The organism is Prevotella sp. E9-3 (genome assembly GCF_022024015.1).
In the GTDB taxonomy this organism is placed as follows: domain Bacteria; phylum Bacteroidota; class Bacteroidia; order Bacteroidales; family Bacteroidaceae; genus Prevotella.
Genome location: NZ_CP091786.1, coordinates 131,305 through 157,387, shown reverse-complemented (window position 1 = coordinate 157,387; position 26,083 = coordinate 131,305). Strand labels below are relative to the sequence as shown.

Below are 26,083 nucleotides of genomic sequence, written 5' to 3'. Positions count from 1 at the left end.
TTTTAAAACAAGAGATTGCCTATGGGCTGAGAAAAGATTATTACAGAAAAGGACATATAGGATGAATATCCACTTTTAGATTCTTGTCATTCGAAATTCGCCAAATTTCATAAATCACAATCAAGAACTAAAGTAGGAGTTCACGCCGTTTGGCGTGGGCATTTACTCGTTATAGATTGTAAGGCGTTTGGCGATGCCTCGAATGACGTAGACGAAGTAAAATGTCCACGTTTTTCTTTTTTGTATATTTCAAGAACTAAAGCAATTATATGATTATGAAGAAACAATTACTTTTATTCGCATTGATGCTACTGCCATTAGTAGTCAGTGCCCACGAAATCGAAGTAAAAAATACCGATGGTGTCACCATTTATTACAACTATATCAATAATGCTACAGAGTTGGAGGTAACGTACAAGGGTTACTATCCTGATTCATATCAAGGCAATGTCGTTATCCCTGAAGAGGTTACTTATATGGACAAAACACGTAAGGTGACGAGCATTGGAAATAACGCGTTTAGAGGTTGCTCTGGCCTTACTTCTATCACAATCCCCAATAGTGTGACGAGTATTGGAGATGTCGCGTTCTATAAGTGCTCTGGCCTTACCGCCATTACTATTCCTAATAGTGTGACGACCATAGGAGCCAGTGCGTTCTATGGTTGCTCCAGCCTTACCTCCGTAACTATACCTAATAGTGTGACGAGCATTGAAGGTTATACGTTCTATGGTTGCTCCAGCCTTACCTCCGTCACTATACCTAATAGTGTGACGAGTATTGGAGATGGGGCGTTCTTTGGCTGTTCTGGCCTTACCTCCGTCACTATTCCTAATACTGTGACGAGCATTGGAACTCATGCGTTCTATGGCTGTTCTCGTCTAAACTCTGTAACATTCAACTGCAAAGAGATCGGAACATGGTTTAGTGATTTATCATCCATCAAGGAGATTGTGATTGGTAAAAATGTGACGAGCATTGCTCAGCAGGCATTCTCTGGCTGCTCTAATATTCAGTCTATCTATAGCAAGGTTGAGGATGTCTTTACTATTTCCAAAAATGCTTTTGCTGACAATACTTATAGTAATGCAAAGTTGTATGTTCCTATAGGTAAGAAAGTTTATTATGAAGATACTCCGTGGTGGCTCAACTTTGCCAACATTGAAGAGTATGATTATGGTACTGATACTTCGGATGATCTTCCCACGTGCCAGACACCAACTATCAGCTATCTGAACGGTGTGCTGACTTTCAATAGTGATACAGAGGGAGCCGTTTGCCAATACTCTATTACTGATGAGGATATCAAATCCGGTAGCGGCAATGAGGTGCAGCTAAGTGCCACCTATACCATTAATGTTTTTGCCTCGAAGGAAGGTTATGAGAATTCTGAGACGGCTACGGCAACCCTTTGTTGGATAGACGTAGATCCGAGAACAGAGAGCGTCGCTGAGGTACCTGCCTTTGCCGTGCTGATAAAGAACGAGGGTGGAGCACTGACCGTTCAAGGTATTGATGATGGCACCCAAGTTAGTATCTATAATGTTAATGGCACTCAGGTAGGTACTGCCGTTGTTCAGAACGGACAGGCAACTGTTAGCACCTCTCTTCAGTCTGGTTCCATCGCCATCGTAAAGATTGGCCAGAAAAGCGTGAAAGTACTACTGAGATAGCAAGTAAGGAAAACTATATATGATTCGGGGGCGGAGCAAACAAAAAGGTGCGTTCCAAAATAATGAATATTGCTAACTTCTTTGCTGTCTGTTAAGAAGCAACAGATAAACACGTAAAAAAAATTTTAGCTATAATTCTATTGAGCATGAAAACCAATAGAATTATGCTTGAAAAGAATTAGAATGCAATTCTTATTGTTTTACTTCCTAAGAGAATCATTATTTATTCTTAAGAGGATTATTCGACTTTTCTTATCGAGATTCACCACCACTGCTGGCTTATACTTACTAAATATATCATCGATATTGCCACGGTCAGCAATATCAACTTTTTAGTCATTGATATTGTCAATGCCAATAATGGTAGCTCCTTTCACATCTCTAAGCAGTCTCTTTACTAAATTACTACCGATAAACCCGGCAGCACCAGTAACCAATAAGGTCTTATCATTCAAGTTTATCTTATCCATAATTTGTGAAATTCGCTAACTTTGCATAGAGGAGCCGCTGAATAATTTTTCTTTCACGATTACCCCAAAGGTTTTAAATATTAACGCCAAGTCATAAAAGAAGTTATGCTTCTCGACATATTCCAAATACAGCCTTATCTTCTCCTGCATGATGACCTCTATATAGTATTTTTCCGGGTCTTCAGCCTTTTCCAGCAATTCACTCTCGTTGAGAAATTTAATAGACGCAGGATCGGTGATACCAGGGCGGACATCCAGCACGTGCATTTGTTCGGGAGTCCAAAAATTCACATAGTGGCGAACCTCCGGTCTCGGCCCCACCAGGCTCATATCGCCCACCAATACATTGATGAGCTGAGGCAGTTCATCGAACTTGAACTTGCGGATAAAGTAACCGGAACGGGTTATGCGAGGGTCGCGGCCACCAATCGTAATAAGGCTTCCCGTATCAGAACCGGCTCGCATGGAGCGGAACTTAAAGATACGGAAATCCCTGTTGTACCTTCCTACACGTACCTGGCGATAAAACACCGGTCCCTTTGAATCTGCCTTGATCCAAATGGCAAGAATCAAAAAGAGGGGACTTAGCAGAATGAGTCCAAGTCCGCTCGCAACGATATCGAATAATCTTTTCACAAATCCCTGATGACGTCTACGAAGTTAGTTATCACATAGTCCACTTCCTCATCGGTGAGCCGGGTGTACAATGGCAGTGTTATCTCATTTTCAAACAGGTGGTACGCATTCGGATAATCAGCAATATCAAAACCCAGTGTCTTGTATGCCGTCATCATCGGCAGTGGTTTGAAATGTACATTCGTGGCAATACCTCGTTCTGCCATCTGTTCCATCACCCGATTCACCTCCTCGCGGCTCTTACCCGGCAGGCGAACCATATACAAGTGATGCGAACTACAATGCTCCGCATCCTTGTGATTCAGTACAGCCACATTCAGACCGTCGAGTGCGGCATTGTAGCGAGCCACAATCTCCTGTCTTCTCTCCAACATCTTGGGATAACGCCGCATCTGCACCAAGCCAAGAGATGCCATGATGTCCGTCATGTTACATTTATACCAAGGGCCGATGATGTCGTATTCCCACATACCGGCCTTTGTTTTGGCTAGAGCATCCTTGTTCTGTCCATGCAGGCTGAACAGTTGGGAAATTCTGTACAGCATCTCATTCCAAGTTTCATCTTCTATCTTCGGCACAGTTGGCATATAATCAACATCAGTCGGTACAATATCATTCCCGAAAGGCAATTTCCATGTCAGAGCACCCCCCTCAGCAGTAGTGAAGTTTTTCACTGCATGGAAACTGAATGCGCTGAAATCAGCGATGGCGCCAGCCTTCTTTCCCTTTCGTACAGCACCAAATGAATGGGCACAATCAGCCGTCACAACAATTCTGCCTATCTTCGCCTGCAGCGCGTTGGCAGGTCTGAACAGGCTCTTTTTCCGCTCTACAATTTCATACACCCTGTCATAGTCTGCCACGATGCCTGCAATATCCACTGGCATGATTACCTTGGTTTTCTCCGTGATAGCCTGCTCCAGCTGCTCATAGTCCATCTCAACATTGTCCTTCTGGCTATCCACCATGACCAACCGGCAACCCACATGTTGTGTAACTGAGGCCGTAGCCGTATAGGTGTATGCTGGAACGATTACTTCATCTTCCGGTTGTATATCCAGCAAATGGAGCATCATCTCCATGGCTGCTGTTGCCGAACTCAGACAAACTGCTTTAACAGTCCCAACGTATTCTGATATCTGTGCCTCCAGTTTCTTTGTTCGCGGCCCTGTCGTAATCCATCCAGACAATATAGCCTCTCTTACTTCTTTTGCCTCTTCCTCACTCATATCAGGAGGTGAGAAAGGAATTTTCATCGATTTCATTTTTGTCATATTACGTTTCTTTTATCTTAATTTAATAATCATGCGCTATATTCCCACACAGAACGTACTGCCACATGCAAAACAGCTAAAGGCAGAAAACAGATGCCTCCAAAAAGCATCAGAACCGAACGCCAATGTCTGAATAGGATGCCGAGGTGTGACAGCATCGTATAGTCACGGAACTTCACCATTCGTCCCACCAACAAGACCATTTCACTTGACAACCTGTAGGAAAGCAGGAGGAAATCGGCAAACCCCACCTCTCGACACTTATATTGGAGATAGATGAAATTGCCTTTCGACATCTTGCTGCCCGAGCAGGTTTTTCCTTTCGGGTTCTGCCGATAGTAGGCACCTTCATAATCGCGCAATTGAGCCACACGCACACCGTGGATACCGCTCACGTCAAGCAGGAAATCCCAATCTTCGCGGTAACGGATTTTCTCGGAAAAGGTCAATCCGAGCGAACGCAAGAAATCCATACGATACATTATGGCGTGTGGCGGATAAGTAAAATCTAAGCCCCAGCGCGTCAGCATTGAGACATGAAGCGAAACGAAGATGCGCGTCTTAATGGGCGTATGCTTCATAAAGACAATCTCGCGGTTCTCCCTCTCGACAAAGTAACTCCACTCCATGAGCGAGACGTCCAACTGACGCTTCGTCGTATGCTCCAATTGCCTGGCCAATGCCTCTGGATGCAGGAAGTCATCGGCATCGAGGAAAATCACATAGTCGCCAGATGCAGCCTTTAGGCCGACATTCCGTGCCGTGGCCGTTCCTCCATTCTGTTTTGAAACCAGGCAAAAGCGAGGGTCATTGACCATAAATGAATGGACTATTTCTGCCGAGTTGTCTGTGGAACCATCATCGACAATGATGCACTCGAAGTCGGCATAGGTCTGGCTTTGAACATATTTCAACGTTTCAGGCAAAAATTCGGCCTGGTTATAGCAAGGTATGATGATGCTTATCATTTCCATTACACGCGATAGGGGCCTTTCACCTCATACTGTTTAACATACTTCATCTTCTTATATGCATTCCCAAACATATTCATAATCACCCAGAATATTGCCGAGATAGGATTCATTTCCTCTGCAACACGGAACAACGGATAGTGGGCCAGAATACGATCCCATAACCTTTTTGGGGTAATACTGCCATCACGTCTACGATATTTACCAAGAATCTCTGGCAGCAGATAACAATCAGCCCTACGGATTACTTTCAGCCACAACGCCGTATCATTATTTCTCTTAATATCTTTTATTTGAATAAGACCAACTGCCGAAGCATCATACATTACAGAGAGACATCCTGGCCAGCAACACGCAAATATATCAAACTTCTTCACGTGTTTTTTCCCGCTTACATGGATGCCAAGTTCATTACCATGTAGGTCTATCTCAACATATTCATGATAAGAGAAAACATATCCATTCTCTACCATAAACTTGATTTGTTTTTCTAATTTTGTCGGTTCCCACAAATCATCACTGTCAAGAAAAGCAATCCAACGCCCTTTTGCTTTTCTTATTGCCAAATTACGGGAAACTGCAGCTCCAAGGTTGGAACCATTCCGAATGAAACATATTCTGTTATCATGTTTTTTTGCTTCCGAAACAATCTCAACGGTACTATCGTCTGAACAATCATCGACTATTATCAGCTCCCAATACGGATACGTCTGGGCCCGTACTGACCTTATACTCTCTTCTATAAAACGCCCACATTGATATGAAGGCATAATGATTGACACCAAATTATTATTGTCCATTAATAAAAGGTTTTCAATATGAAATTGATTGCTGCCTTATTGAACTTAAAGTAAGAGTCTGACGGCATCTTAGATGTAGAAACCCCTCCTGTCGTTTTTATTTCAACCGAAGGAGCGTACACTACCCTCATTCGCTTTCTTCTGATGAGTTCTGCAAGATATATCTCTTCACCATAAAGGAATATTGGATAATCTATCTTTGGATAGATTCTAAAGAAGTTGGTGGTGAGTATAATAATGGAGCCATGACCTGCATAAATATCCATCATTGGGTACACCACATTCTTCCCTTTGTTGGCATAGTAATACTTTGTATAAATACTATAGAATAAGCTATTGTACGTTAGCTTCAGCAAAGTTAATTTCCACCGTTTATATCTATTTATAATACTCGGATTAAGATTTCTTTTGAACTTTTCGGAATAAATACTCGGAGCAACCCATGCTACGTCGTCTCCTGCTTTAAAGTTTTTCAGCTGTTTGATGGTTTCATCTTCAAACTGTAAATCAACATTAGAAATGATTATATAGTCGTATTGACTGACATCTTCAAGGTTGTTAATGATAGCCTGAGCTCCACCTAAATATCCAAGGTTTTGCAGTTCGACCTGTTTTACCTGTATAGCTTTATATGCACCACAATCAACGACCTCTTTTGAGGAAGAATTATCTGCTATTATTACATCCAGTTGTAAATCACCCTCTACATTTGATGCAGATTTGTCAACCGACTGAAGATAGTTGCATAGTTCCCCGTATGAATTATAGTTCACACAAACGATCAATAGTTTCATTTTGTAAGAACATTCTTTTTAATAGAAAAATCAAACATCATTAAGACCAGCAAATACAGCTCCACATAATTAATATCACCTTTAAACATGGATATCAAGTAACAAATAAAGAGTACCGCAACGTATGGGCCAAGGCTTTTGTCTGAGATATCACTCTTTTTAATGTATTTCAGTATCATTATATTATAATAGAGAATGATGCTTAGTCCGATTAACCCAGAGTAGAAAATTTGCCTATAGAAGCCAATATCAACATTTTTATAGTATGCGAAATCACCCACCTTATAATGAGCATCTCCTATAAATAATGTTTTATCCTCAAATTCCGTATTTATTAGCCATTTTTGCAAACGCTCTGATTCTGAATTTTCAGTCATATTTCCAAATAATTCCATCTGCCATTCAAGCATATTGTCTGGCAAAAATGTCTGAGCAAGGTGAATTGTTACAAATGCGCTCAAGAAAATCAAAATGGTTGTTCCGATGACATGGCCATTACGTTCTTTCGCATGATACAACAATACCAGAGCCAATCCGAGTACAACGGGAACGACCGCAATGCGTGCTGTCATAATAGAAACAATTGATATGATAATATAGCAAACGATATAAATAAAAATACTTTTGCTGTGATATAATACGTATGCACCCGAAATCAAACCAAGCGTGCAAGATGTCAAAACACCAAAGTATATGGCATTACCAAAACCGATGATTCGTGAAAAGTCCGTCAAATCACTTGTATCCATATAATTATCGAAACTAACTTGATACACTTTCATTTCTACTATATTACTAACTATCTCAGCAAATGAAGGATTAAACTTCAAACAGAGAGCTAATAAACTTTCAAATGCAACCACTATTGTGATGATTTTACACAGGTCAAGGAAAGAGCTTACTATGCCTTTGGCTAAATGGCAAAGAAAATAAACTTCAAAAAACCACAAGAGGAAATTCTTGATATATGCGAGATAAAGCATTTCGTCAGACCCGTTAATGGCCATTGTGAAAAGACCCCATAAAAAAAGTAGAAGTGCGACGCCAAATAGTTTAATGTACTTTTGCAACTTCTGGTATGTTACCTTGCTTTTTTTGTCTGTAAGGAAATAAATAAACCCAGGAACAGCTAACAATGTCTTCGCAGCAATAGGTATTGCTTGCAGTTGGATGTTATAAATATATATCAACAAGCATATAATTAGCAATATGTATCTGACCATCTTTGTCATTCTAAATGGCGTCATAAACACTTTTTTCTTTGCTTGCTGTTTTTTTCCAGTCAAACACTTCATTTAAAGGCTGTTCAACAGTATGATGAAGCAAATAATTTATACGAGTTGATATTTGACTAACAAAACTATCATCCAAATCAAATACATTGTCTTCACCTGCCGCTTCTTTTATCCCCCCAACATTACTACCAACAGCATTTGAGCCACAAGCCAATGCCTCTATCACTACGAGAGGCAACCCCTCTTTTTTGCTTGGAAGTACTAAAACGTCGATACAATTCATCATTACAGGCATTTCTTCTGCAGGGAGGTTACCCCAAAAAACGCATGGCAGATGAAGGGATTCCGCCTCACTCTCCACTTGTGGTTTTAAAGGGCCATCACCTATTATCCAAAAAATCAAATTGTTTTCCCTATTATCCATCACAGACTTGAAAATAGGTGGCAATGATAGTGGATTCTTTACATCTAACAATGCACCACAAAAGGCAACTACTTTTTTCCCGTCAGGCACACCTTTTGTTTTTCTCAGTTTTTTCTTTTCTTCAACACTATAGCAACAGAATTTACTATTAATCCCATTATACAGTATTTCACTCCGAAAACTGTCTGTTATCGTTGTGGCTTTGTCACATAATGCCTGTGACACAAAAAAATTGCAGTATGCATTATTAAGCAATAACTTTGTTTGCGCAAAAGCCAACTTGCTTTGGAATGGATGCGTGTGTATGTCTGAGCCATGCCAAGTTATACAATATGGTATATGATAGAGTTCCTTTGTTTTTTGTGCTATTTTGCCGGCTAAACCAGAATGGACAGACAGGAAATCATAGTTGCGCATTTCCTTTGCCATTCTACATATAAACCGATTCAGAAAATAGGGAGGCAATCTAAACCATTCTGTTATGATATGTTCCAAAATGGATTTGCGATACCACAATATGTGATAAGTTATTCCATCAAGAATGATTTCTTTTTTCCTGTCCTGTTTATTAATATTGCGTAATAAGCGCAGATACCATGGAAGGTATTTTGTAACGATATAAACATCTATGACGTAATCTGATATTTTACTTAAATACAAAACCCGATTGCGTACGGAGTTGAATACACCGTACTGGGCATAAATATCCGATTCAAATATTATCGATATACGTTTTTCCATCCAGCAATATAACTTTCCTTAATGACTTTCAGTTTCAATATAAAAAAAGACAAGAATGAAAGTTTTTTCCTATTTCCTTTCAAATAATTCTTTGCGCCTGTAAAATCATTAAAGGAATAATAGACCGACAACATTCTTTTCATATTCTCGACCGCTACCTTCTTTCTCAACTTCGCATTTCGAACTCCCGTTATTCTTTCCGCATAGTCCATGAAAAACAGTCTTACTTGGCAGACATTATCAGCAAAGTCCAACGATTTTTGCAAATCTGCGCTATGAGAAGCACTTTCAGACTGCAGCCGATACACGCCCAAGGGCTCTGCGATATAATGGATTTTGCCCTTCAGACTCAGATAGAGCCATATAGGATAGTCGCCCATCAGCCAACCACCGGGGGCTATCGGTCTAATCTCATCCCCAAACCGTTCCCTCAGTTCCTCCCTGAATAAAACGGTTAAGGTCGTTATTCCATTGAAACAGATAATCGACTCGAAGTCACACGTATTGAATTTCCTGAGACCGACAATGTCGTTGCCACTGCGAACCGCAGCTTGCGAGTACGACATGACATAATCGTCATGCTGCTCAAGGAACAGAACTTGCCGCTGCAGTTTTTGGGGGCTCGTCCAATAGTCATCACCCTCGCATAGGGCATAATATTTCGAGTTTCCCTTCCATTCTGCTATATACGGCATAATCGACTTATGCCTGCTGTGGTGGTTGTATTTCAGCCACAGCACAGCAAAGTGGCAATTCCGGTTTTCCTTATGCCGGGCGAAACAAAGCACATAGTCGTCTGTTTCTTCGTTACGTACCACAGACTTGTCTTCCAAGTCGAAATGTTCCTGCAGATATTGGCGGATGACTTCCGGCTCGCCGTCGGTACTGGCATCGTCAATAATTGTGCAGACAAACGGAAATGTGGTCTGTTGCATCGTGAAGCCATTCATGGCATCCTCGATATAGGGCGCTTGGTTGAAAGTGACACACCTTGTGCAGACCATCCATCTATATTGTCTTTCTTCCATGCGGTTTCACCTTTTTTACCTTTTTACCTTTCTTAGATATGGAGCAAGCATCGTTTTCATCTCTATGTATTCCGGGTTTCTTGTCAGTTGGCATAACACCATGAAGACGGCGGCCCCCGTTACTATCTGTAGCGGCAATATCACCCAATAGCTTACAGGAAGATACTTGACGAAAAATACGCTGACGGCTACAATGGCGGCAACCAGACAAGAAGGGGCAATGTCTTTTACCTGCATCCACGAACTATAGCCTATCAGGCGGCCTGAATAATGCGAATTAAGGAAATAAGCCACTACTCCAACGGCAAGATTCACATAGAGCATGGGCATGATGCCCCAAAAGACGCATACCGCAAGAGGAATAAGGCCAATCAGCTTTTTGACGATTTCCAGACCGAGGAACAGATCGCTGCGTCCTTGCACCTGCAGCATATTCAGGTTGATGGCATGGAGTGGATAAAGAGAGCCGTTGATGCAAATCAATGGAAGATAGACCGCAGCATCGTGCCACTTGGGGCCAATCAGACAATAAAGCAACGGCTCCGAAATGGCTGCGAGGAAAAACATGCCCGTTGCAGTGACGAACATGGTGACCTTGATGATACGCCGATAGGCAGAGACCATCCGTGACTGGTCGTCTTGGATATGGCTTAGTACCGGATAGGTGACACGCTGTATGACAGAAGTCAGATTGCTCGAAAACAAGGTGGAGAACTGCTTGGCTCGGGTATATTGTCCCAGCGTTGCCGGCGTATAGAACTTGCCGACGACAACCTGATACAACTCTTTCCATACCGTATCAAGCACTCCGCTCACCATCATCTTCCAGCCAAATCCGAACAAATCGTGAAAACTCTCAGAAGAGAATCGGAGCCTGGGCATCCACCTATTATATATATATAACAGTATGGTGGTCATGACCTGTGAAGTAAGCTGCTGGGCTACCAGCGACCATACGCCAAAGCCCGTCAGTGCCATGCCGATGCCTATGATGCCGCTCAAAGCAGTGGCCGCAATCGTAATCTTCGTCTGTGTTTTGAAGTCGATGCGCTTGGTCAGGCGTGTCTGCTGTACCATGCCCAGTGCTCCGATGATCAAGCCTAAGGATGACACTCGAACCAAGGCTGTCAACTCGACGCGTCCGAAGAAGTCGGCAATCAGCGGGGCACAGAGGAACACCGTCGCGAAGAGTAGCAGGCTCATACAGAGATTGCAGATGAACGCCGTGTTGTAGTCGTCGTCTGTGGCATCATTCTTGCGAATCAATGCTGTTGTAAACCCGCCGTTGACCAGTGCCGTACAGACAACGGTGACGATGCCCACCAGTCCTAACAGCCCGTAGTCATCGGGTGTGAGCAGACGGGCCAGCACAATGCCGATGACGAACTGCATGCCATAGCGGGCGGCATTGTCCAATGCCGACCAGCCCAGGCCCTTCACCGTTTTCTGTTTCAGCGATTCTGACATTTGATCATAAGAAATGATAACGATTCAGAATGTCGTGAAGCTCATCGCGTGAGCAGAACATCATCAGGTCGATGATGCTCAGGTCGGGAACGAACTCGCCACCAAATTGTTTGTAGCGGATGTCCTCGTTGCGCCGCAGGAACTGGAGGTTGATGCCCATCTCGCGGAAAGCATCCTTGTCGTAATAGCCCATGCCGGCACCGGAGGGGTTGATATAGTCGGTGAAACCGAAGTGCTCGCACGTGCGACTGATAATCTCGGGCGCTCTGTACTCCCAGCGGTCTGACACCTCCGAGAGCATACGGAACTCCGTCGTGATGCCGAGATAGTCAGCCACGGTCCGCAAGCTGCTGACGAGATAGCGCGTCAGGTCGGGTTCTTCGTCCAACAATATAGGCCTGATGACTTCCATTGCCTCGCTGTAATTTGGTGCATGACCATAGTAGAACTTCAGCACCCGACAGAGGTACTCAGCCTGTTTGCGGCTGACCACGCGTTTCGTCTCGCTGATGAGTCGGTTGCAGGAGGCATGGCTCACTTCAATACCGAAGTACTGAGGCTGCCCACCCTCGCCCAAGATACGGTTACGGTTAATCCAGCCATGCTTAATATAGTGAACACTGTCGCCAACCACAAACAAGTCGGCAGCATGGATGAGCTGCCAATAGCCGATGTAAGGGAAGAAGTACGGCTGCATGATGGCGATGTATCGCTTTCCGTCTGCTCCAGCTTTGCTGGCTTGTTCCCGAAGGGTCTCAAGAATCATAAGTTTTTTTAATATTTGTTTGGGTAATTACGTAGTAAGGAGTTTCCATCAGTTCCTTCCACTTCAATGAGGCCAAGAATGGTGTTGATGTTCGATTGAAGTTCCTGCCGGCTGTTGGCTCGCACAAAGATGCGGCATAGCACTTGCAGGAAGAGGCCGGAGTACTGCATGATGTCGCCCTCATGGTAATATTGATACAGGCTATAGACAAAGGGCAATTGTCTCACTGCGTCTATTCCCTTGATGCGGGTGATTAGACCATTTTTCAGGCCGATGCAGATGGTGGCGTACCGACTGTGAAGAGGCTCTGAAAGTGCTGAGAAGTCGTCGCCAAACTGCCCCGTCAGCGCATGTTGCATATAGCAGGCCACAAGGTCTATGCCCTTGTCTTCGTGAACCACACGAAAGTCCATGCCTCCGCTCAGGCGGAAAGCATTGTCCATGATATAAGGCACGCCGTCACTGATGATACCCTGGAACATACAGGAACCATTGTCGACGCCGAAGTCGTCGAACAATCGCGACATGGGTTCATAAAGCCTCTTGATGATGTCAGCCTCGGGCGAAGGGTAAAGGTCTAAGAACGGCTGTTGGGGAGAGGTGCCGATGGCATCGTAGAACACACGTCCCTTGGTATAGGGAAAATACGACTTCCCGTTTTGCCGCCATATCTCAAACTGGAAATAAGGACCCACAATGAACTTCTCGCAGAGATATTCGCCAACAGTGGAGTGCCGGACAGCTTTGGCGATGGCTTCTTCCATCTCTGTCCTGTGATGACAGACAGTAATGCCGAATGAGCCGCCATTATCTACAGGCTTCACGATGACGGGGAAGGGAATGTCTTTGTCCTCTAAGCGGAAGGCTGGTATGGCAGGCATACCGTAGCGAAGGCAAGCCTCCTTGAAGTGCTTTTTGTTCATCAGCACATCCCACTGTTCGGGTGTGGCATAATAGTGAAATCCCGTCTTGCCGATGAATCCTACCGTCTTGCGGATGACCATCTCGCCAGAGCACGACAACAGTCCGTCGATGTGTTTCTCCTTGAAGAACCGTAACATCGCGGCCTCGTCGGTGCAGTCCATATAGTATTGTTCATCGGAGACCTGATGAATCGGTGCTTCCGGCACATTGCCTACCGACACAAGCACGATGCCGTGTCGCCGAGCGTAGGCCGTCACCTCGTCCACCACATTATTGGCACCGAATACAGCAAGCCGTTTACCTTTTAGTTCATCACTCTTCATTACAATATATCGTATTCGTTAAGAATTTGCTGTATTTCCTCTTTCGAGCAGAACATCAGCATGTCGATGATAGAGAGGTCTGGAACAAACTCGCCTCCAAATTGAGGGTAACTGATAGTATCGCGACGATGCAGGAAACTGAGGGTCAGTCCTCGCTACGCCCAGTCCTCTTTGTCGTAGAATTCTGTTCCCCCTATGGGGTTCACATAGTCGGTGATGCCCAGTGTTTTATATATCCCCAATAAGTATCTTTGTAAACTTGATGGCTCCAACATCCGACAAATGGTTGCAGTCATAGAAGTCATCAGCGTCAAAGCGCGGGTCTTTCAGGTAATCCAGATATGTCAGATGGTATTCCTGTTGGAATTTGTGTGTCAGCTCATACATTTTTGCTAGTTGTTTGCTATCACATTTTTTATTATATGAAGTCCAGCAGGGAGGGGTAACAAGAATCAGTTCGATGTTCCAGCTTTGGCAGAATTCTGCTATCTCTTTCAGTAGGTTGTAGTTCGGCTCTATATAATCCCAGTTTCCGGCTGTGTTCATTTTGACGGCAGTCTCAACTTCAGTCTCATCATCCCATTTCCCCATATTCTTCTCCGACAGTTTGTATATGTTGCCCCATCCATACTTGTCACAGCCAAGAGAACTGTCGCCAGAAAAGTATTTTTCCAATTTCCCTAATGCCGTCCGCCTATCAGACAATTCCAGATTGTTGAGCGACCAATTGGAATACAGGTCACAATCCATGTAAATTCTATAATATCTGCAACGATACGATTCTACACCTTGTTCCAATCCAGGCGTAAACCAAGTATATAGAGATATGGGGATGATGACAGTTTTTAACTGTTTATATCTGTCAGCCCAATATTTCAGCAAGAAGAGGTTCTGCTTGTTTCCTTGACTGACATTGGCTAGATTAAACACTTTGCCTTCAAACAATTCTGGTCGAACGCCATAAAATGTTTGTGAGCTGCCCAAGACCAGAATTTCAACGTCTTCTGCATGTTTTTGCATCCACTCATATTTGTATTTGTATGGATTGGGGACTTGTCTTGTCAGATACTCTGCGAGAAAAGCACAAATCAGGACAGGCAAGCAAAAAATAGCGCAATATGTGAGGAATTTTTTCATCGCTATTCAGAATTGAAAATATACAAATGTTTGGCTTGAACCGGCGTATTTGAATATGACCAATAGAATGACGTAATATACACTCCAACGGACAAATCTGTATTTGAAAGGCTTTATGTCCGTGAACTGCAATGCGTGTAGTTTGTCTCTTTGCAGCCATTCTACGCTAAGAAGCAACAGGGCGAAGCACAAAGGTTGTTTCCCCTGAAGCATTGTCGCATCAAAAAACTTATTGGTTACCATGACCGTCAGATAGTCAACTGCCTGCCCCATGTTTTCGGCACGGAAGACGATCATGCTCATGGCAAAAAGGAGGAATGTCAATACCATTTGCAATGTTTCTTTGATGCTTGGCAGATAGCGGTCGTATGCCACTGTATTCTTATATTTGGTATTGATGCCTAACAGTGTGTAGATAACAAGCAGAGTGGCATGGATAAGTCCCCAGCAGACAAAGGTCCAGTTGGCGCCATGCCACAGGCCGCTGATGCCCCAGACGATATATACGTTACGGACGGTTTTCCATCGGCTGCACCGGCTGCCACCGAGAGGGAAGAAAACGTAGTCACGAAACCAGGTGGTCAGCGAAATATGCCAATGTCGCCAGAACTCAGGCACGCTTCGCGAGAAGAAGGGGATGTTGAAGTTGCGCATCAGATTGAAGCCGAACAACCGCGCACAACCGATGGCTATGTCCGAATAGCCAGAAAAGTCGCAGTAGACCTGAATTGTAAACAGAATGCCAAGAAGGAGAAGCGTTATTCCTGGAAGTTCTGAATATTGCGGATAAAAGTCGTTGACTACTGTTGCGCAATTATCGGCAACAACCATTTTCTTCAGGAATCCCCAAAGCATCTGCCTCATGCCATCCACGGCCTTGGCATAGTCGAAGTGGCGTTGCCGCTGAAACTGGGGCAGCAGATTCGTTGCCCGTTCAATAGGTCCTGCCACCAACTGCGGGAAGAAACTGATATAAGCAAAGAACTCTACTATGTCATGGGTAGCCGGCAACTTTTTCTTATAGACATCAATCGTATAACTAAGTGCTTGAAAGGTATAGAAACTGATGCCGACGGGCAGAATGATGTTCATCGTCCCCCAGTCTAAATGCCATCCTATAGTTCCGAATAGCGCATCCAGGTTCTCAACGAAAAAGTTGTAGTACTTGAAAACGCCGAGAATGCCGAGGTTCAGCACGATATTTAGTGCGCTTATCAACTGTTGTTTCCGTCGTTGACCCTCATAGTGTTCCAAAAACCTGCCACTTCCATAGCTACAAAGCGAAGTCAAGGCTATCAGCAGTAGGAAACGCCAGTCCCACCAACCATAAAATACGTAGCTCGCAACGACTACCAATAGGTTTTGCCATCGTCGTCCACAAAAAACGAACCAATAGAGCAGGAATACTATAAGCAGGAAAATAAGAAACTCAAGAGAATTGAAAAGCATAATGCGTTTCTTTATTGTCTTTTACTTTTTGGGATTTTTCACTACACTCACAACTCTTTCAATATCATCCTCACTCAGCGCGTGGTGCATGGGCAGGCAAATTACTTCGTTTGCAACCTTCGTGGCTACAGGCAGATTCGCAGGGACTGCGGACGGCAGACTGCGATAAGTATTGAAAGTGCTGATGAGCGGATAGAAGTATCTTCTGCCAAAGATGCCCTGTTCTTGCAACTTGAAATAGAGTTCATCGCGCGTCATGCCATAATCCGCGGCATTGACAAAAACAGGGAAATAACTGTAGTTGTGTCTGACACCCGGCATGTCGTCAAAGAAACGGATGCCAGGAACGTCTCGAAGTGCCTCACGGTACCGCTGTGCCACCATCTGCCGATGGGCGATGGCATGATCCACCTGCTTCAGATTCAGCAATCCGTATGCACAGCGCACCTCGTCCACCTTGCTGTTGATGCCGGGTGCGACCACCTCTGTCTCTCCTGCAAACCCGAAGTTCTTCAGGTGGTCAATGTGCTTCTTGGTTTCCTCATCATGTACTATCAAGGCACCTCCCTCCAGCGTGTTATACACTTTGGTGGCATGAAATGAAAGGGTACTCATATCGCCCGCCAAAAGAACAGAGGTCCAAGCCCCCCTCTGTCCCCCTTGTAGGGGGAAGTCCTTTAGATAGTCTTTGATACGCGAAATAGTTTGGTCGAAATTAAAGAGGACTTCGTCATTGGAGATACGTAATACATCAAATCCTTTTTTCCTGAAAAAGATATCGCGTAGCTTATCCGAATTACTTTGTTCGGGAGTCTGATGATAACCGCCATCGACTTCGATAACGACAGATGTCTCAAAACAGATAAAATCAGCGATGTACTCTCCAAAAGGATGCTGTCTGCGAAATTTATAGCCTATACCTTCATTTCTCAGTGCTTGCCATAAGACCTCCTCGGCTTGCGTTGGTTTCTTGCGCATCTCCCGAGCACGCTCCTTCAAGAATGGATAATCCGCCTCTGCGGCTGTTTCTCGGTAAGCGCCACTCCCGAGACTTTCTCCCCTCCCTACGGGGGAGGGGTCGGGGGTGAGGCATTCCACCCCAAAGGCATGGGCAGCATCATAGATGACTTTCAAACCGTAATGGTCAGCAATCTCTTGTATGCGCTTCATCTTCACCGGATGGCCATAGCAATGCACAGGCATGATGGCTGTGGTCCGAGGCGTAATGGCGGCTTCAATTTTGTCTGGGTCGATGCCGCAGGTGTCTTCCTCGATGTCCACAAACACCGGCGTACAGCCGTTCCACCAGATGGCATGGGTGGTGGCAACAAAGCTGTAGGGTGTGGTAATCACCTCGCCCTTGATACGTAGTGCCTGCAGGGCCGTCAGGAGCGGCAGGGTTCCGTTGGTGAACAAGCTGATGTAGGGCACTTTCAGATACTCGGCAAGGGCACGTTCCAACTGACGGTGGAACTGTCCCATGTTCGTTACCCACTTGCTCGCCCAAATCTCCTTCAGCAGTCCGTGAAACTCTTCGAGGTCGGGCAGCAACGGTGATGTAACAGTTAAATTACCTGTTGCGGTAGTAAATTTTTCACTTTTCATTCTTCATTCTCAGAAAGGCGGTTGGTATATAAGCCGTAGAAATGAGTCCGACGTTTGACAAAGAAAGGACCACCCGCTGTTGTCCTGATACCCGGGCGACCCTTCCCTCGACTCCCTTGAACATGCCGTCGATGACCATCACCGTCTCGCCGCCCTTGAAATGGCACTGCGATTCGGTGACAAACTTCAGATGCTCACTCTGGTTGCAGGTGGCAATGATGAAGTTCTCCATTTCCTTACGGGAAACAGTCAATGGAGGATTCTTCTGGTCTTTGTCCAACTCAAAATGATTGTAGTAATAGGTGAGAAAGGACAGGGCTGGTGTGTTCTTAACATACTCCTCAGCCTTTTCTTCAGTGGAATATACGAAAAGAAGGTTCGGGATTAAAGTCTCCAAAACCTTCTTTTGTTTACCGTTTACCGTCTTGCGAACATAGCGCTTGGCGATATATACAAATGTGCCGTCTTCTACGATATAGTCCGATGCCCTATCTTCTCTGCCGTAAGAGGCGCGGAACACATACCAACTCTTGTCAGGTGTAGGTACATATTTTACCGACACCCCGGTTTGTGCGCTTCTAGCTTCGGGGATGGTATCAGGGGCTAATCGACCTTCGGTCGCTTCGATACTTCGAAGAACCCTGACACTCGGAGGATTGGCCTGGCCTCGTCCAGTTTCCACATTAGACAATGTGCTCATATCGGACCTTTTTTGCATTTCATCGGCTGAGCTATCGCTCGTTCATCGGTTCGATGCCATTCCCCGCTTCCCACCTCTGGCGGAATCGCCTTGCGGCTTTTCCGATGCAGCCCGCCTCGTTCGACTCCGTCCGAAGACTTCGCCTCTCTCAGCACGGCGTGAGCTGTTTTGTTTTCAAATAGTCGCTTAAAACGACAGTCATCCAACAGAGAATGCGGAAAATCTTTACAAAGGTAGCAAAAAAAGTCAAACGAAAGCAAAAAACTTTCAATTTCCGTCGATTTTAATAAAATATTTGTTCATTTTTTTTGCGCAAATAGTTGTCAAAAGTGACAAACCAGTCGGCATACTTTGGTACAGTCTTTAAACCTGCATACTGTTTCATGGCTTTCCCAAAGTTACGTAGTTGAACCCTTTGCGTGGAACGATGCGAGCCCACGAAACTGAAATCATAATTCATCTTGAAATACTGATCTATGAGGAAGGTCTTTCCCACGCGCCTTCTTCCATAAACGATAACAAATTCCGAACGGTCTGACTCCATGCAGTCCCGTAGCATAGAGCACTCTTGGTCTCTCGCAATAAGCTTCTGTTCCATATTGATGATCTTTTATTTGCTGGCAAATACAAACAATTACTGAGAATACTCCATTGTTCGACATATTTTTGCCCCAAAACATAAAAAATTATTCATTATTGGGGCAAAATGGAGTTAAAAAATGAAGTCTAGGAGTGACATATCGATGAAGCCTGGTTCCATCGCCATCGTAAAGATTGGTCAGAAGAGCGTGAAAGTACTACTGAGATAGCAAGTAAGGAAAACTATATATGATTCGGGGGCGGAGCAAACAAAAAGGTGCGTGCCAAAATAATGAATATTGCTAACTTCTTTGCTGTCTGTTAAGAAGCAACAGATAAACACGTAAAAAAAATTATAGCTATAATTGCGAAAATTATAGCTATAATTTTTTGAATTTTAGCTATAATTCTATTGAGCATGAAAACCAATAGAATTATGCTTGAAAAGAATTAGAATGCAATTCTTATTGTTTTACTTCCTAAGAGAATTATTATTTCTTCATTCAAGTTTCGCATGTTACGAAGTCTCCCTTTATTCTTCAAGGCAAGCGGAGCTTGCGAAAGTTAAGTTATTCCATTCTTTCATGATCTCACTTATACCTCATCCCCCTTTCCGATAACTTCCCAATGACCAGTTTTATCAGAGCCTATGCGTCGGATGAACTCGCGGCTTTGGAGGGCTTTGATGGTACGGGCGATAGTAGGACGAGAAAGCTGGCAGTATGTGGCAAGCTTCTCATAAGAATAATTGGGGTACGTACTTATCGCATTCAAGACGGTCTGTTCGGTCTTTGAAAGCTGGGGCGCGACTGCTTTTACAGTATCATTTACAGTATCATTTACAGTATCATCGTCTTCCCGCATCAGCCTGATCAGGTCAAGTTGGGTGGCTATCACACGGTCGGCAATAAAGTCAACAAAGACCTCTGGACGAGTATGGGCTGCCTCTAACGAATAGATGTATTCATGACGCAGAACAGCAGGAATAATGGCAATGGTAAAGCCGTTGCGCAACAAAGCGAAATTCATCAGCAGACGCGCCACACGCCCGTTGCCATCCACAAAGGGATGAATGAAGACAAAACGCTGATGCAACGTAGCCGCCAACTCTATTGGGTGCAACTTCTTCTCGTTGTCATTGTACCATTTAACAAGTTTCTGCATCTCAGCAGGAATCTTAGATACTGCCGATACCGCATAACGGCTGCCGCTGATATAAACCTTTACTTCACGATATTTTCCTGCCTTTTCGGCATCTATCTGCTGATAGAACAGGCGATGAAGAGCCAGAATGTCCTCTTCTTCAAGACCTTCCTTTTCGGTAATCTGGTAGATATAGTCGTAGGCCTTGGCATGACCTACTGCCTCGTAATGGTCGCGCAGGGGCTTACCCTCAATCGTCAATCCGTCCTCAATGACTACTTTGGTTTCTGACTCTGTCAGGCTATTGCCTTCAAGGGCATTACTCGTATAAGTGAGCCCTACGCGGTAGTACTCTCTTAACGATTTTAGTGTTTCGGGCGGTAAAGGTCTGTATGCTGACAGCAAACGGTTGTTCTCGTCAGCCTTCTTAAACTTATCTGCCATTTCACTCATACCTCATCCTCCTTTCTTTCATTTCCCCATTTAGCTTTTGCAACTTCAAGGGACTTTTGTATCTGTTGAACGAGAATGTCACGCGGAGGCAATTCTGTCATATACTGAGCGACCTTTATTCCCGATTTGTCGAGTTGGAGAAGTTCAATCTGTTCCTCACTACCTTCGGTACAGAGTAAAAGACCAAGTGGTGTTTCTTCCCCTGGCTCCATTTCATTCTGCTCAAGCCAACGTAGATAGAGCTCCATCTGACCTTTGTATTGAGCTTTGAAACGACCGAGTTTCAAATCAATGGCAATAAGGCGATGTAGTTTGCGGTGATAGAATAGCAGGTCAAGATAGAAGTCCTCTCCATCAATAATCATTCGCTTTTGACGCTCTGCAAAGCAGAATCCATTTCCAAGTTCAAGAATGAACTGTTCCAGATGTGCGACAAGACTATCTTCCAAGTCCTTCTCGCTATACAAGCCTTTTAATCCGGTAAATTCAAGGAAATAGGGACTTCTGAATACCACATCAGGAGAAACAACTTTATTATCTCTGACATTGGCTAGTTCCTGTTTTACAACGTCCTCAGGCTTTGAAGACAATGCTGTACGTTCGTATAGCATTCCATCAATCTTTGATTGAAGTGTACGTTTACTCCACCTCTCGTTTGCTGCCATTGTGAGATAAAACTCTCGTTGAAGTGGGTCTTTCAGTGTCATAATAGTCAGGAAATGAGTCCAAGACAATTTTGACACCAGCGGTGACACTATTTGCCAATCAGGGAATTCTTGCGCAAATTGCACCATTCTCCTGATTGTTCTCTCCTCAAAACCCTTACTGCCATACCATGTCTGTAATTGTCGTGACACTGTTGCGATAATTTGTTTTCCGTATGTAGCCCGTTCATTTCCGAGCACGTCGCGGTTAATTCGCTCGCCAATATGCCAGTACATCATGGTTAGCTCATAGTTGGCTGTAGATGCCACATGAATTCGCGCTTCGTCAATGATTTGGCGGAGGTCAGTCATCAAATTTCCAACTGCTGCATCCTTTGCTGAAATATCGGTTGACATTATTGGTTTTATCTCATTTGCCATGATTTACTTCGTGTTTAGAGTTGTTCATTGCTTACAAGGTCGCTCATTTTAACCTGTAGGATTTCTGCAATCTTTTTGATTGTCTCTAATGAAGGCTGTGCTTTGTTGGTACACCACTTACTAATTGTCGCAGGGTCTTTTTCCATTTGCTCTGCTAACCATTTTGCTGTTTTGTGCTGTTCAACAAGCACCACTTTCAATCTGTTGAGATCTTTATTTGCCATTATACGAAATTTTAATGTAGCAAAAATACTAATTTTTCATATAAAATGTGCAAGAAGAAACAAAAATATGACAAAATTCGGCAATTTTCTTTGCCTTTTAGTTCAATTGACACAAAAGAATGAAAAGGACGAACGCACTCTGACAAAGGAAGAGTTGGAGGAAGTAAATGGTGGTATTCGAGTAAAAGTTCGAGTAAAAGATAGTATTCCCCGTGGAGGTAAGGTAACCTCTGAGTCATAATCACTGTATCAAGTAAGTTTAACAATTAAAAATATTACCACGCAGAAATTAAAAAAGCTAGGCGTTCTGGATTAAACTCCCAGAACGCCTAGCTTTTTTAGCACATCGCTTCTTACCACTTATCCTTGGTCACGATGTCGTCGGCCCAGCGATGGTCTTTCGGGAAGGGCTGTCCGTTCCATGCCTTCACCTGGGTCCAAGGCTCAGCCTTACAGGTCCAGAAATCGTGGTCGGCAGGCAGACCGAGAGGCATCAGCGAGAGGGAGGTCATATAGAGCGAACCGTTGTTGGTGTACCAGTCGGCCGTTTCGGGCTGATGACCGCAGAAGCCGATGGTGAGGAATCCACTCTCGTTGTAGTTGTTCTGATGGTCGTACATACGGTGCATCACCTGTGTGAGCGCTGCGCGAACCTGTCCGTTGGAAAGGTCTTGCGGAAGTTTCTGATACCAGGCCAGCAGGGCCAGTGGCTGAAGGGCTGCCATACGGTAAGGCGTTGAACGACCAATGACGGGGAAGGTGCCTTCGGGCGAGATGAAGCGCTCGAGGATGATGGCAAACTTCTGTGCACGCTTCATGGCGCGGTTGTAGTATTTCTGGTACTCCAGGCGGGTGCCGCTCTGCTTGGCATCAATCATATTCTTCAGTGTTTCCAGATACATGGCATGGAATACATAACTGGTGTAATAGTCGAAAGCGAACACCGGTCCGTCGGCATACCATCCGTCGCCCACATACCATTCCTCGGTTTTGCGGATAGGCATCATCACGCGGAAATCATCATACTCCTTCAGTCCGGCAGCCTTGGCAATGAAACTCTCGATAGTTGAAGAGAAGAGGAACCAATTGGTGTAAGGCGGCTCATACTTACGCAGCATCTTGAACTCCTTGATATAGCGTTCCTTGGTCACCTTGTCGAGTGGCACCCACAGGGCGTCATAGGCACGGATGAACGACTCGGCGATATAGGCGGCATCCACCAGGTTCTGACCTGATGCGCCCCATACCAGATAGTCGGGCGAGTCGGGATCCACCGAATGCTTGTAAGAAGCCAAAGCCCATTCACGCAGCTGGCGGCGCTGTTCCAGTTCTTTCTTGTCTGCCTCTGTGGCATTCAGCGGCAGGGTGTCGGGCAGAGCCAGCCAAGGAGCAATACCGGCCATCAGTCGGCCGAAGGTCTCCATATATACCACCTTACGGTTGCGGTTGTCAAACGAGGGTGAGAACTCTGTCTGCATGTTCTTCTGCAGTTCGCCCTTTGCCATATTCTCCAACACGGGCTGCGCCATTTTCCAGGCCTGTTCCACCCAATACTCACGCTCGCTCTGTGCTTGTTTAGCCTGTTTTTTCTTTGCATCGACAGGCATTGCCACCAGCACAGCCAGCAACATAATCGCGCTAAAAATCGTTTTTCTCATGTTAATTAACTAAGTTTTATTATTTCATTAGTACTTTCTTTCCACCAACGATGTAAACGCCACTCTTCAGACTTGAACAGCCATCTGTGAGTGAAGAGCTGACCTTACGTCCCTGCAAGTCATAGACGTTTGTATCTGCGCAAGGCTTTTCACCATTCAGAATGCGGATATCGTCGATACCACTGGGCAGGGTGTTGTTGTTGGCCTTGCCATAGACATTGGTCTGATAGAGTTTCACACGGTAGGGCCACTGTTCGGCGACACCCTCTTTATCCCAGCTCAGCCAGTCGCGTGTCCAATAACTGGTGGGAGCTCCGCTCACCACAAGCCACACATAAGAGCATTTGGCCGGACAGTCGAACGATACAATCGTCACCGAGTCCTTATAGGTGGCCGTTCCCACCTCACTATACAAGCGAGTACCATCTTTCTGAAGGGCCACAAAACCTACACGCCAACCGGCCTTTGTCTTGTTGTGTGAGGTATAGCCGGCCTTTCCTGCCTGTCCCACCAGTTCGGCATAGATAGTCTTTTCGGTAGAAGGAGCATTCAGTCGGATAGCGTTATTACCAAAGTTCTCTATGCAGTTGGCTGCCGTCGGACTCCAGAATCCGTCTCCGGCATTCACCAGAGCAGTCTGATTGCGCTTGTTGATAGAGCTCTTTCCACGATCACGGATAGGATCCATGTCGAATGTGGTCATGCGGGCACCATACTCCCACATCTCATCACCCAACTGACTGAGTTTTTTGGATGACAGTCCGCTCATGGTGAGTCGCATATAAGCCTGCAGCGGGTCTTCCGGACTCTTTGACTCGTTCCACATACGGCCTAAGAAGTCCATGCCATGCTTGTGGCACATATAGTCCTGAATGAAGAAGTTGTTGTAGCGCAGATCCACGCACAACGGATGGCGGTGCAGACCGTTGATGGTATTGGTGAACCACTCGTTGTTGAATTGCATGTCGGGATAGAACTTATAGGCCTGCCACTGTGCACACATCTCCCAGAACACGTTCAGCGTGGACTGCCCCCAGTTGTACATCCATCCGTTGTTATTGTTGTTGTCGCAGTGAGTCTGATACTGGAAACAGTGACCTATCTCGTGGGCCACGGTCTGTCCTGAGCGCGAGGTATGGGCGCCGTTCGAGAGCGTCAGCAATCCAATCATATTGTCGATACCACTACCGCTGGCCTCCCAGTCGGTGGTGTGGCGCAGGCGGATAATCATCTTGTAGGTATCAGTCTTTGACTTACCCTGATTGATGGTGATATACTTCAGACTGTCGGCGTAGAACTCAAAGATTTTATCGGCAGTCTCAAGAATGCCAGGCACCACCGACGGGGCCGTCATGCCATAGCCTGCTTCCCAGAAAAGAATCCAATGCTTTGACTGCAGACTGCGTTCGTAGCACCACTGACTGGTGGTTTTCTTCAAGTCGGCATCACTGCCACAGGCATTGCCACTGCAGTAGATTTTCTTATCGACAGCCGATATCTTACTGTTCAAGGCTGTAACAGCCCCTTTCAAATCGGTATCGGCCAGCGAATAGTCGGTGACAGCCTGAGTGGCCACACTGATGGCTTCGGTCAGATTGGCCACGGCCGTAGCCTTTCGTTCTGTGTTCTGCCACCAGCCCACTACCTTTTGGGCATAGTCGATACGCAACTGAAGGGCATCGTAGAGAGCACGCGACGACAGACCGGCCTCAACGGCAGCAACGAGTTGCTGATAGGCAGCGGTGAGCTTGTCGGCATCATATTCAGTAAGCGGAGTGCCCTCCTGCGTCAGCGTGGCTTCACGCCCCGCGGCAATGGCGGTCTGCAGTTGCTGGGCAACGGTATTCTGCACGCCCTTGTCCAACAGGCCCTGTGCCTGAGTCATCAGCTGGCATATCGTCTCCACATAGCTGTCAGTGGTCAGTTCGCCCACATACTGAAGGATGAAATTGTCCACGCACAAATAGTTGCCCGTAGCCCCTTCGGCCTTCAAGCCTATCTCAACATCGCTCTTTTCGCCGATTACCGAGAAAGCCACCTCATACTGTTTCATGGCCGTGACCACGGTCTCGGAAGTGCCGGCAAAAAGCACAACACCCGTCTGGGCAGTTCCTTTATTGGCCGTACTGCCACTGGCAGACTGCTGAATATGCAGGGCATGAGCCTTGAGAATATAATTGCCTTGTGGCAGGTCCTTCAACGTCTGTGTAACGGAGGCCGAACCGAGTTTCTGCCCCATACTGACCCACGACTCCAGATAGTACACGCCTCTTTTCTGAGAAAACACGGAGTTGTTCTGCGTGGACATATTATTAACCGTCCAACCTGTGGTACCATTGGTTTCGAATGATGGATTCTGAATAAGACTGGTACGGTCTTCAGGATTTTCTACTGAAGCCCGATTCACAGCCATACCTTGTCCACCAGCCAAAAGGGGCAGGCAAATGACAAGGCATAACTTAAAAAAACTATTCAAAGTCATAAAAAATAAATTGTCTATAGTAAAGGTCTAAACTTCACCTTT

The 26,083-nt window shown here is 45.2% G+C and carries 24 protein-coding genes and 3 pseudogenes; 2 read left to right on the top strand and 25 right to left on the bottom strand.

Annotated features, from left to right (window positions below):
• The first annotated feature begins 275 nt into the window (after window positions 1-275).
• Window positions 276-1,673: a leucine-rich repeat domain-containing protein gene (locus L6475_RS00565; RefSeq protein ID WP_237821473.1), complete on the top strand. Its 1,398-nt coding sequence runs from the start codon at window positions 276-278 to the stop codon at window positions 1,671-1,673.
• A 332-nt stretch (window positions 1,674-2,005) separates the two neighbouring features.
• Here L6475_RS00565 and L6475_RS00560 read toward each other — a convergent pair whose 3' ends face one another.
• The 23 genes and pseudogenes from L6475_RS00560 to L6475_RS00455 form a co-directional block, all read right to left on the bottom strand.
• On the bottom strand, window positions 2,006-2,143 hold the full coding sequence (locus L6475_RS00560; RefSeq protein ID WP_305079892.1) for an NAD-dependent epimerase/dehydratase family protein: 138 nt from the start codon (window positions 2,141-2,143) through the stop codon (window positions 2,006-2,008).
• Between the two features lie 15 nt (window positions 2,144-2,158).
• Complete coding sequence (locus L6475_RS00555; RefSeq protein ID WP_237821471.1) at window positions 2,159-2,779, bottom strand: sugar transferase; 621 nt, start codon at window positions 2,777-2,779, stop codon at window positions 2,159-2,161.
• On the bottom strand, window positions 2,776-4,044 hold the full coding sequence (locus tag L6475_RS00550; RefSeq protein WP_237821469.1) for a DegT/DnrJ/EryC1/StrS aminotransferase family protein: 1,269 nt from the start codon (window positions 4,042-4,044) through the stop codon (window positions 2,776-2,778). The genes L6475_RS00555 and L6475_RS00550 overlap by 4 nt, the downstream gene beginning before the upstream one ends.
• 38 nt (window positions 4,045-4,082) lie before the next feature.
• Window positions 4,083-5,027 carry a glycosyltransferase family 2 protein gene (locus tag L6475_RS00545; RefSeq protein WP_237805228.1) on the bottom strand — a complete coding sequence of 315 codons (945 nt, stop codon included), beginning with the start codon at window positions 5,025-5,027 and terminating at the stop codon, window positions 4,083-4,085.
• Window positions 5,027-5,824 (bottom strand): glycosyltransferase family 2 protein, encoded by a 798-nt coding sequence (locus L6475_RS00540; protein WP_237821467.1) that lies wholly within the window; start codon window positions 5,822-5,824, stop codon window positions 5,027-5,029. The genes L6475_RS00545 and L6475_RS00540 overlap by 1 nt, the downstream gene beginning before the upstream one ends.
• Window positions 5,824-6,618 carry a glycosyltransferase family 2 protein gene (locus tag L6475_RS00535; RefSeq protein ID WP_237821465.1) on the bottom strand — a complete coding sequence of 265 codons (795 nt, stop codon included), beginning with the start codon at window positions 6,616-6,618 and terminating at the stop codon, window positions 5,824-5,826. Before L6475_RS00535 ends, L6475_RS00540 begins: the two co-directional genes overlap by 1 nt.
• On the bottom strand, window positions 6,615-7,904 hold the full coding sequence (locus L6475_RS00530) for a hypothetical protein (protein WP_237821463.1): 1,290 nt from the start codon (window positions 7,902-7,904) through the stop codon (window positions 6,615-6,617). Before L6475_RS00530 ends, L6475_RS00535 begins: the two co-directional genes overlap by 4 nt.
• Complete coding sequence (locus L6475_RS00525; protein ID WP_237821461.1) at window positions 7,852-9,018, bottom strand: glycosyltransferase; 1,167 nt, start codon at window positions 9,016-9,018, stop codon at window positions 7,852-7,854. Before L6475_RS00525 ends, L6475_RS00530 begins: the two co-directional genes overlap by 53 nt.
• A complete protein-coding gene (locus tag L6475_RS00520; protein ID WP_237821459.1) occupies window positions 8,997-10,046 on the bottom strand; it encodes a glycosyltransferase in 1,050 nt (349 codons plus the stop codon). The genes L6475_RS00525 and L6475_RS00520 overlap by 22 nt, the downstream gene beginning before the upstream one ends.
• Before the next feature lie 15 nt (window positions 10,047-10,061).
• Window positions 10,062-11,513 (bottom strand): lipopolysaccharide biosynthesis protein, encoded by a 1,452-nt coding sequence (locus tag L6475_RS00515; RefSeq protein WP_237821457.1) that lies wholly within the window; start codon window positions 11,511-11,513, stop codon window positions 10,062-10,064.
• Between the two features lie 4 nt (window positions 11,514-11,517).
• On the bottom strand, window positions 11,518-12,279 hold the full coding sequence (locus L6475_RS00510) for a WbqC family protein (protein WP_237821455.1): 762 nt from the start codon (window positions 12,277-12,279) through the stop codon (window positions 11,518-11,520).
• Window positions 12,280-12,287: 8 nt separating this feature from the next.
• The gene (locus L6475_RS00505; RefSeq protein WP_237821453.1) at window positions 12,288-13,526 is read right to left on the bottom strand and encodes a hypothetical protein; all 1,239 of its coding nucleotides are present in this window, start codon (window positions 13,524-13,526) and stop codon (window positions 12,288-12,290) included.
• Window positions 13,526-13,675: a WbqC family protein gene (locus L6475_RS14520; RefSeq protein WP_370641687.1), complete on the bottom strand. Its 150-nt coding sequence runs from the start codon at window positions 13,673-13,675 to the stop codon at window positions 13,526-13,528. Before L6475_RS14520 ends, L6475_RS00505 begins: the two co-directional genes overlap by 1 nt.
• A gap of 79 nt (window positions 13,676-13,754) precedes the next feature.
• Window positions 13,755-14,546, bottom strand: coding sequence for a hypothetical protein (locus L6475_RS00500; protein WP_237821451.1), 792 nt, complete (start codon window positions 14,544-14,546; stop codon window positions 13,755-13,757).
• Between the two features lie 123 nt (window positions 14,547-14,669).
• Window positions 14,670-16,112: an MBOAT family protein gene (locus L6475_RS00495; RefSeq protein WP_237821449.1), complete on the bottom strand. Its 1,443-nt coding sequence runs from the start codon at window positions 16,110-16,112 to the stop codon at window positions 14,670-14,672.
• A gap of 21 nt (window positions 16,113-16,133) precedes the next feature.
• Window positions 16,134-16,748, bottom strand: a pseudogene (locus L6475_RS00490) (DegT/DnrJ/EryC1/StrS family aminotransferase); the annotation flags it as partial.
• Between the two features lie 54 nt (window positions 16,749-16,802).
• Window positions 16,803-17,210 (bottom strand): annotated as a pseudogene (locus L6475_RS14485) (endonuclease domain-containing protein); the annotation flags it as partial.
• A pseudogene (locus L6475_RS00480) lies at window positions 17,205-17,717 on the bottom strand (DegT/DnrJ/EryC1/StrS family aminotransferase); the annotation flags it as partial. The pseudogenes L6475_RS00480 and L6475_RS14485, both read right to left, overlap by 6 nt.
• On the bottom strand, window positions 17,707-18,417 hold the full coding sequence (locus L6475_RS00475; RefSeq protein ID WP_237821447.1) for a UpxY family transcription antiterminator: 711 nt from the start codon (window positions 18,415-18,417) through the stop codon (window positions 17,707-17,709). The gene L6475_RS00475 and the pseudogene L6475_RS00480, both read right to left, overlap by 11 nt.
• Before the next feature lie 283 nt (window positions 18,418-18,700).
• A complete protein-coding gene (locus L6475_RS00470) occupies window positions 18,701-19,015 on the bottom strand; it encodes a hypothetical protein (protein WP_237821445.1) in 315 nt (104 codons plus the stop codon).
• 575 nt (window positions 19,016-19,590) lie between these two features.
• A complete protein-coding gene (locus tag L6475_RS00465) occupies window positions 19,591-20,583 on the bottom strand; it encodes a Fic family protein (protein WP_237821443.1) in 993 nt (330 codons plus the stop codon).
• A 5-nt stretch (window positions 20,584-20,588) separates the two neighbouring features.
• The gene (locus tag L6475_RS00460) at window positions 20,589-21,653 is read right to left on the bottom strand and encodes a YhcG family protein (RefSeq protein WP_237821441.1); all 1,065 of its coding nucleotides are present in this window, start codon (window positions 21,651-21,653) and stop codon (window positions 20,589-20,591) included.
• Window positions 21,654-21,691: 38 nt separating this feature from the next.
• Window positions 21,692-21,901: a helix-turn-helix transcriptional regulator gene (locus L6475_RS00455; protein ID WP_237821439.1), complete on the bottom strand. Its 210-nt coding sequence runs from the start codon at window positions 21,899-21,901 to the stop codon at window positions 21,692-21,694.
• Window positions 21,902-21,968: 67 nt separating this feature from the next.
• Here L6475_RS00455 and L6475_RS00450 point away from each other — a divergent pair, with 67 nt between their 5' ends.
• Complete coding sequence (locus tag L6475_RS00450; RefSeq protein WP_237821437.1) at window positions 21,969-22,142, top strand: hypothetical protein; 174 nt, start codon at window positions 21,969-21,971, stop codon at window positions 22,140-22,142.
• A gap of 112 nt (window positions 22,143-22,254) precedes the next feature.
• Here L6475_RS00450 and L6475_RS00445 read toward each other — a convergent pair whose 3' ends face one another.
• A complete protein-coding gene (locus tag L6475_RS00445) occupies window positions 22,255-23,559 on the bottom strand; it encodes a DUF2264 domain-containing protein (RefSeq protein ID WP_237821435.1) in 1,305 nt (434 codons plus the stop codon).
• Window positions 23,560-23,578: 19 nt separating this feature from the next.
• A complete protein-coding gene (locus L6475_RS00440) occupies window positions 23,579-26,035 on the bottom strand; it encodes a DUF6055 domain-containing protein (protein WP_237821432.1) in 2,457 nt (818 codons plus the stop codon).
• Between the last annotated feature and the right edge of the window lie 48 nt (window positions 26,036-26,083).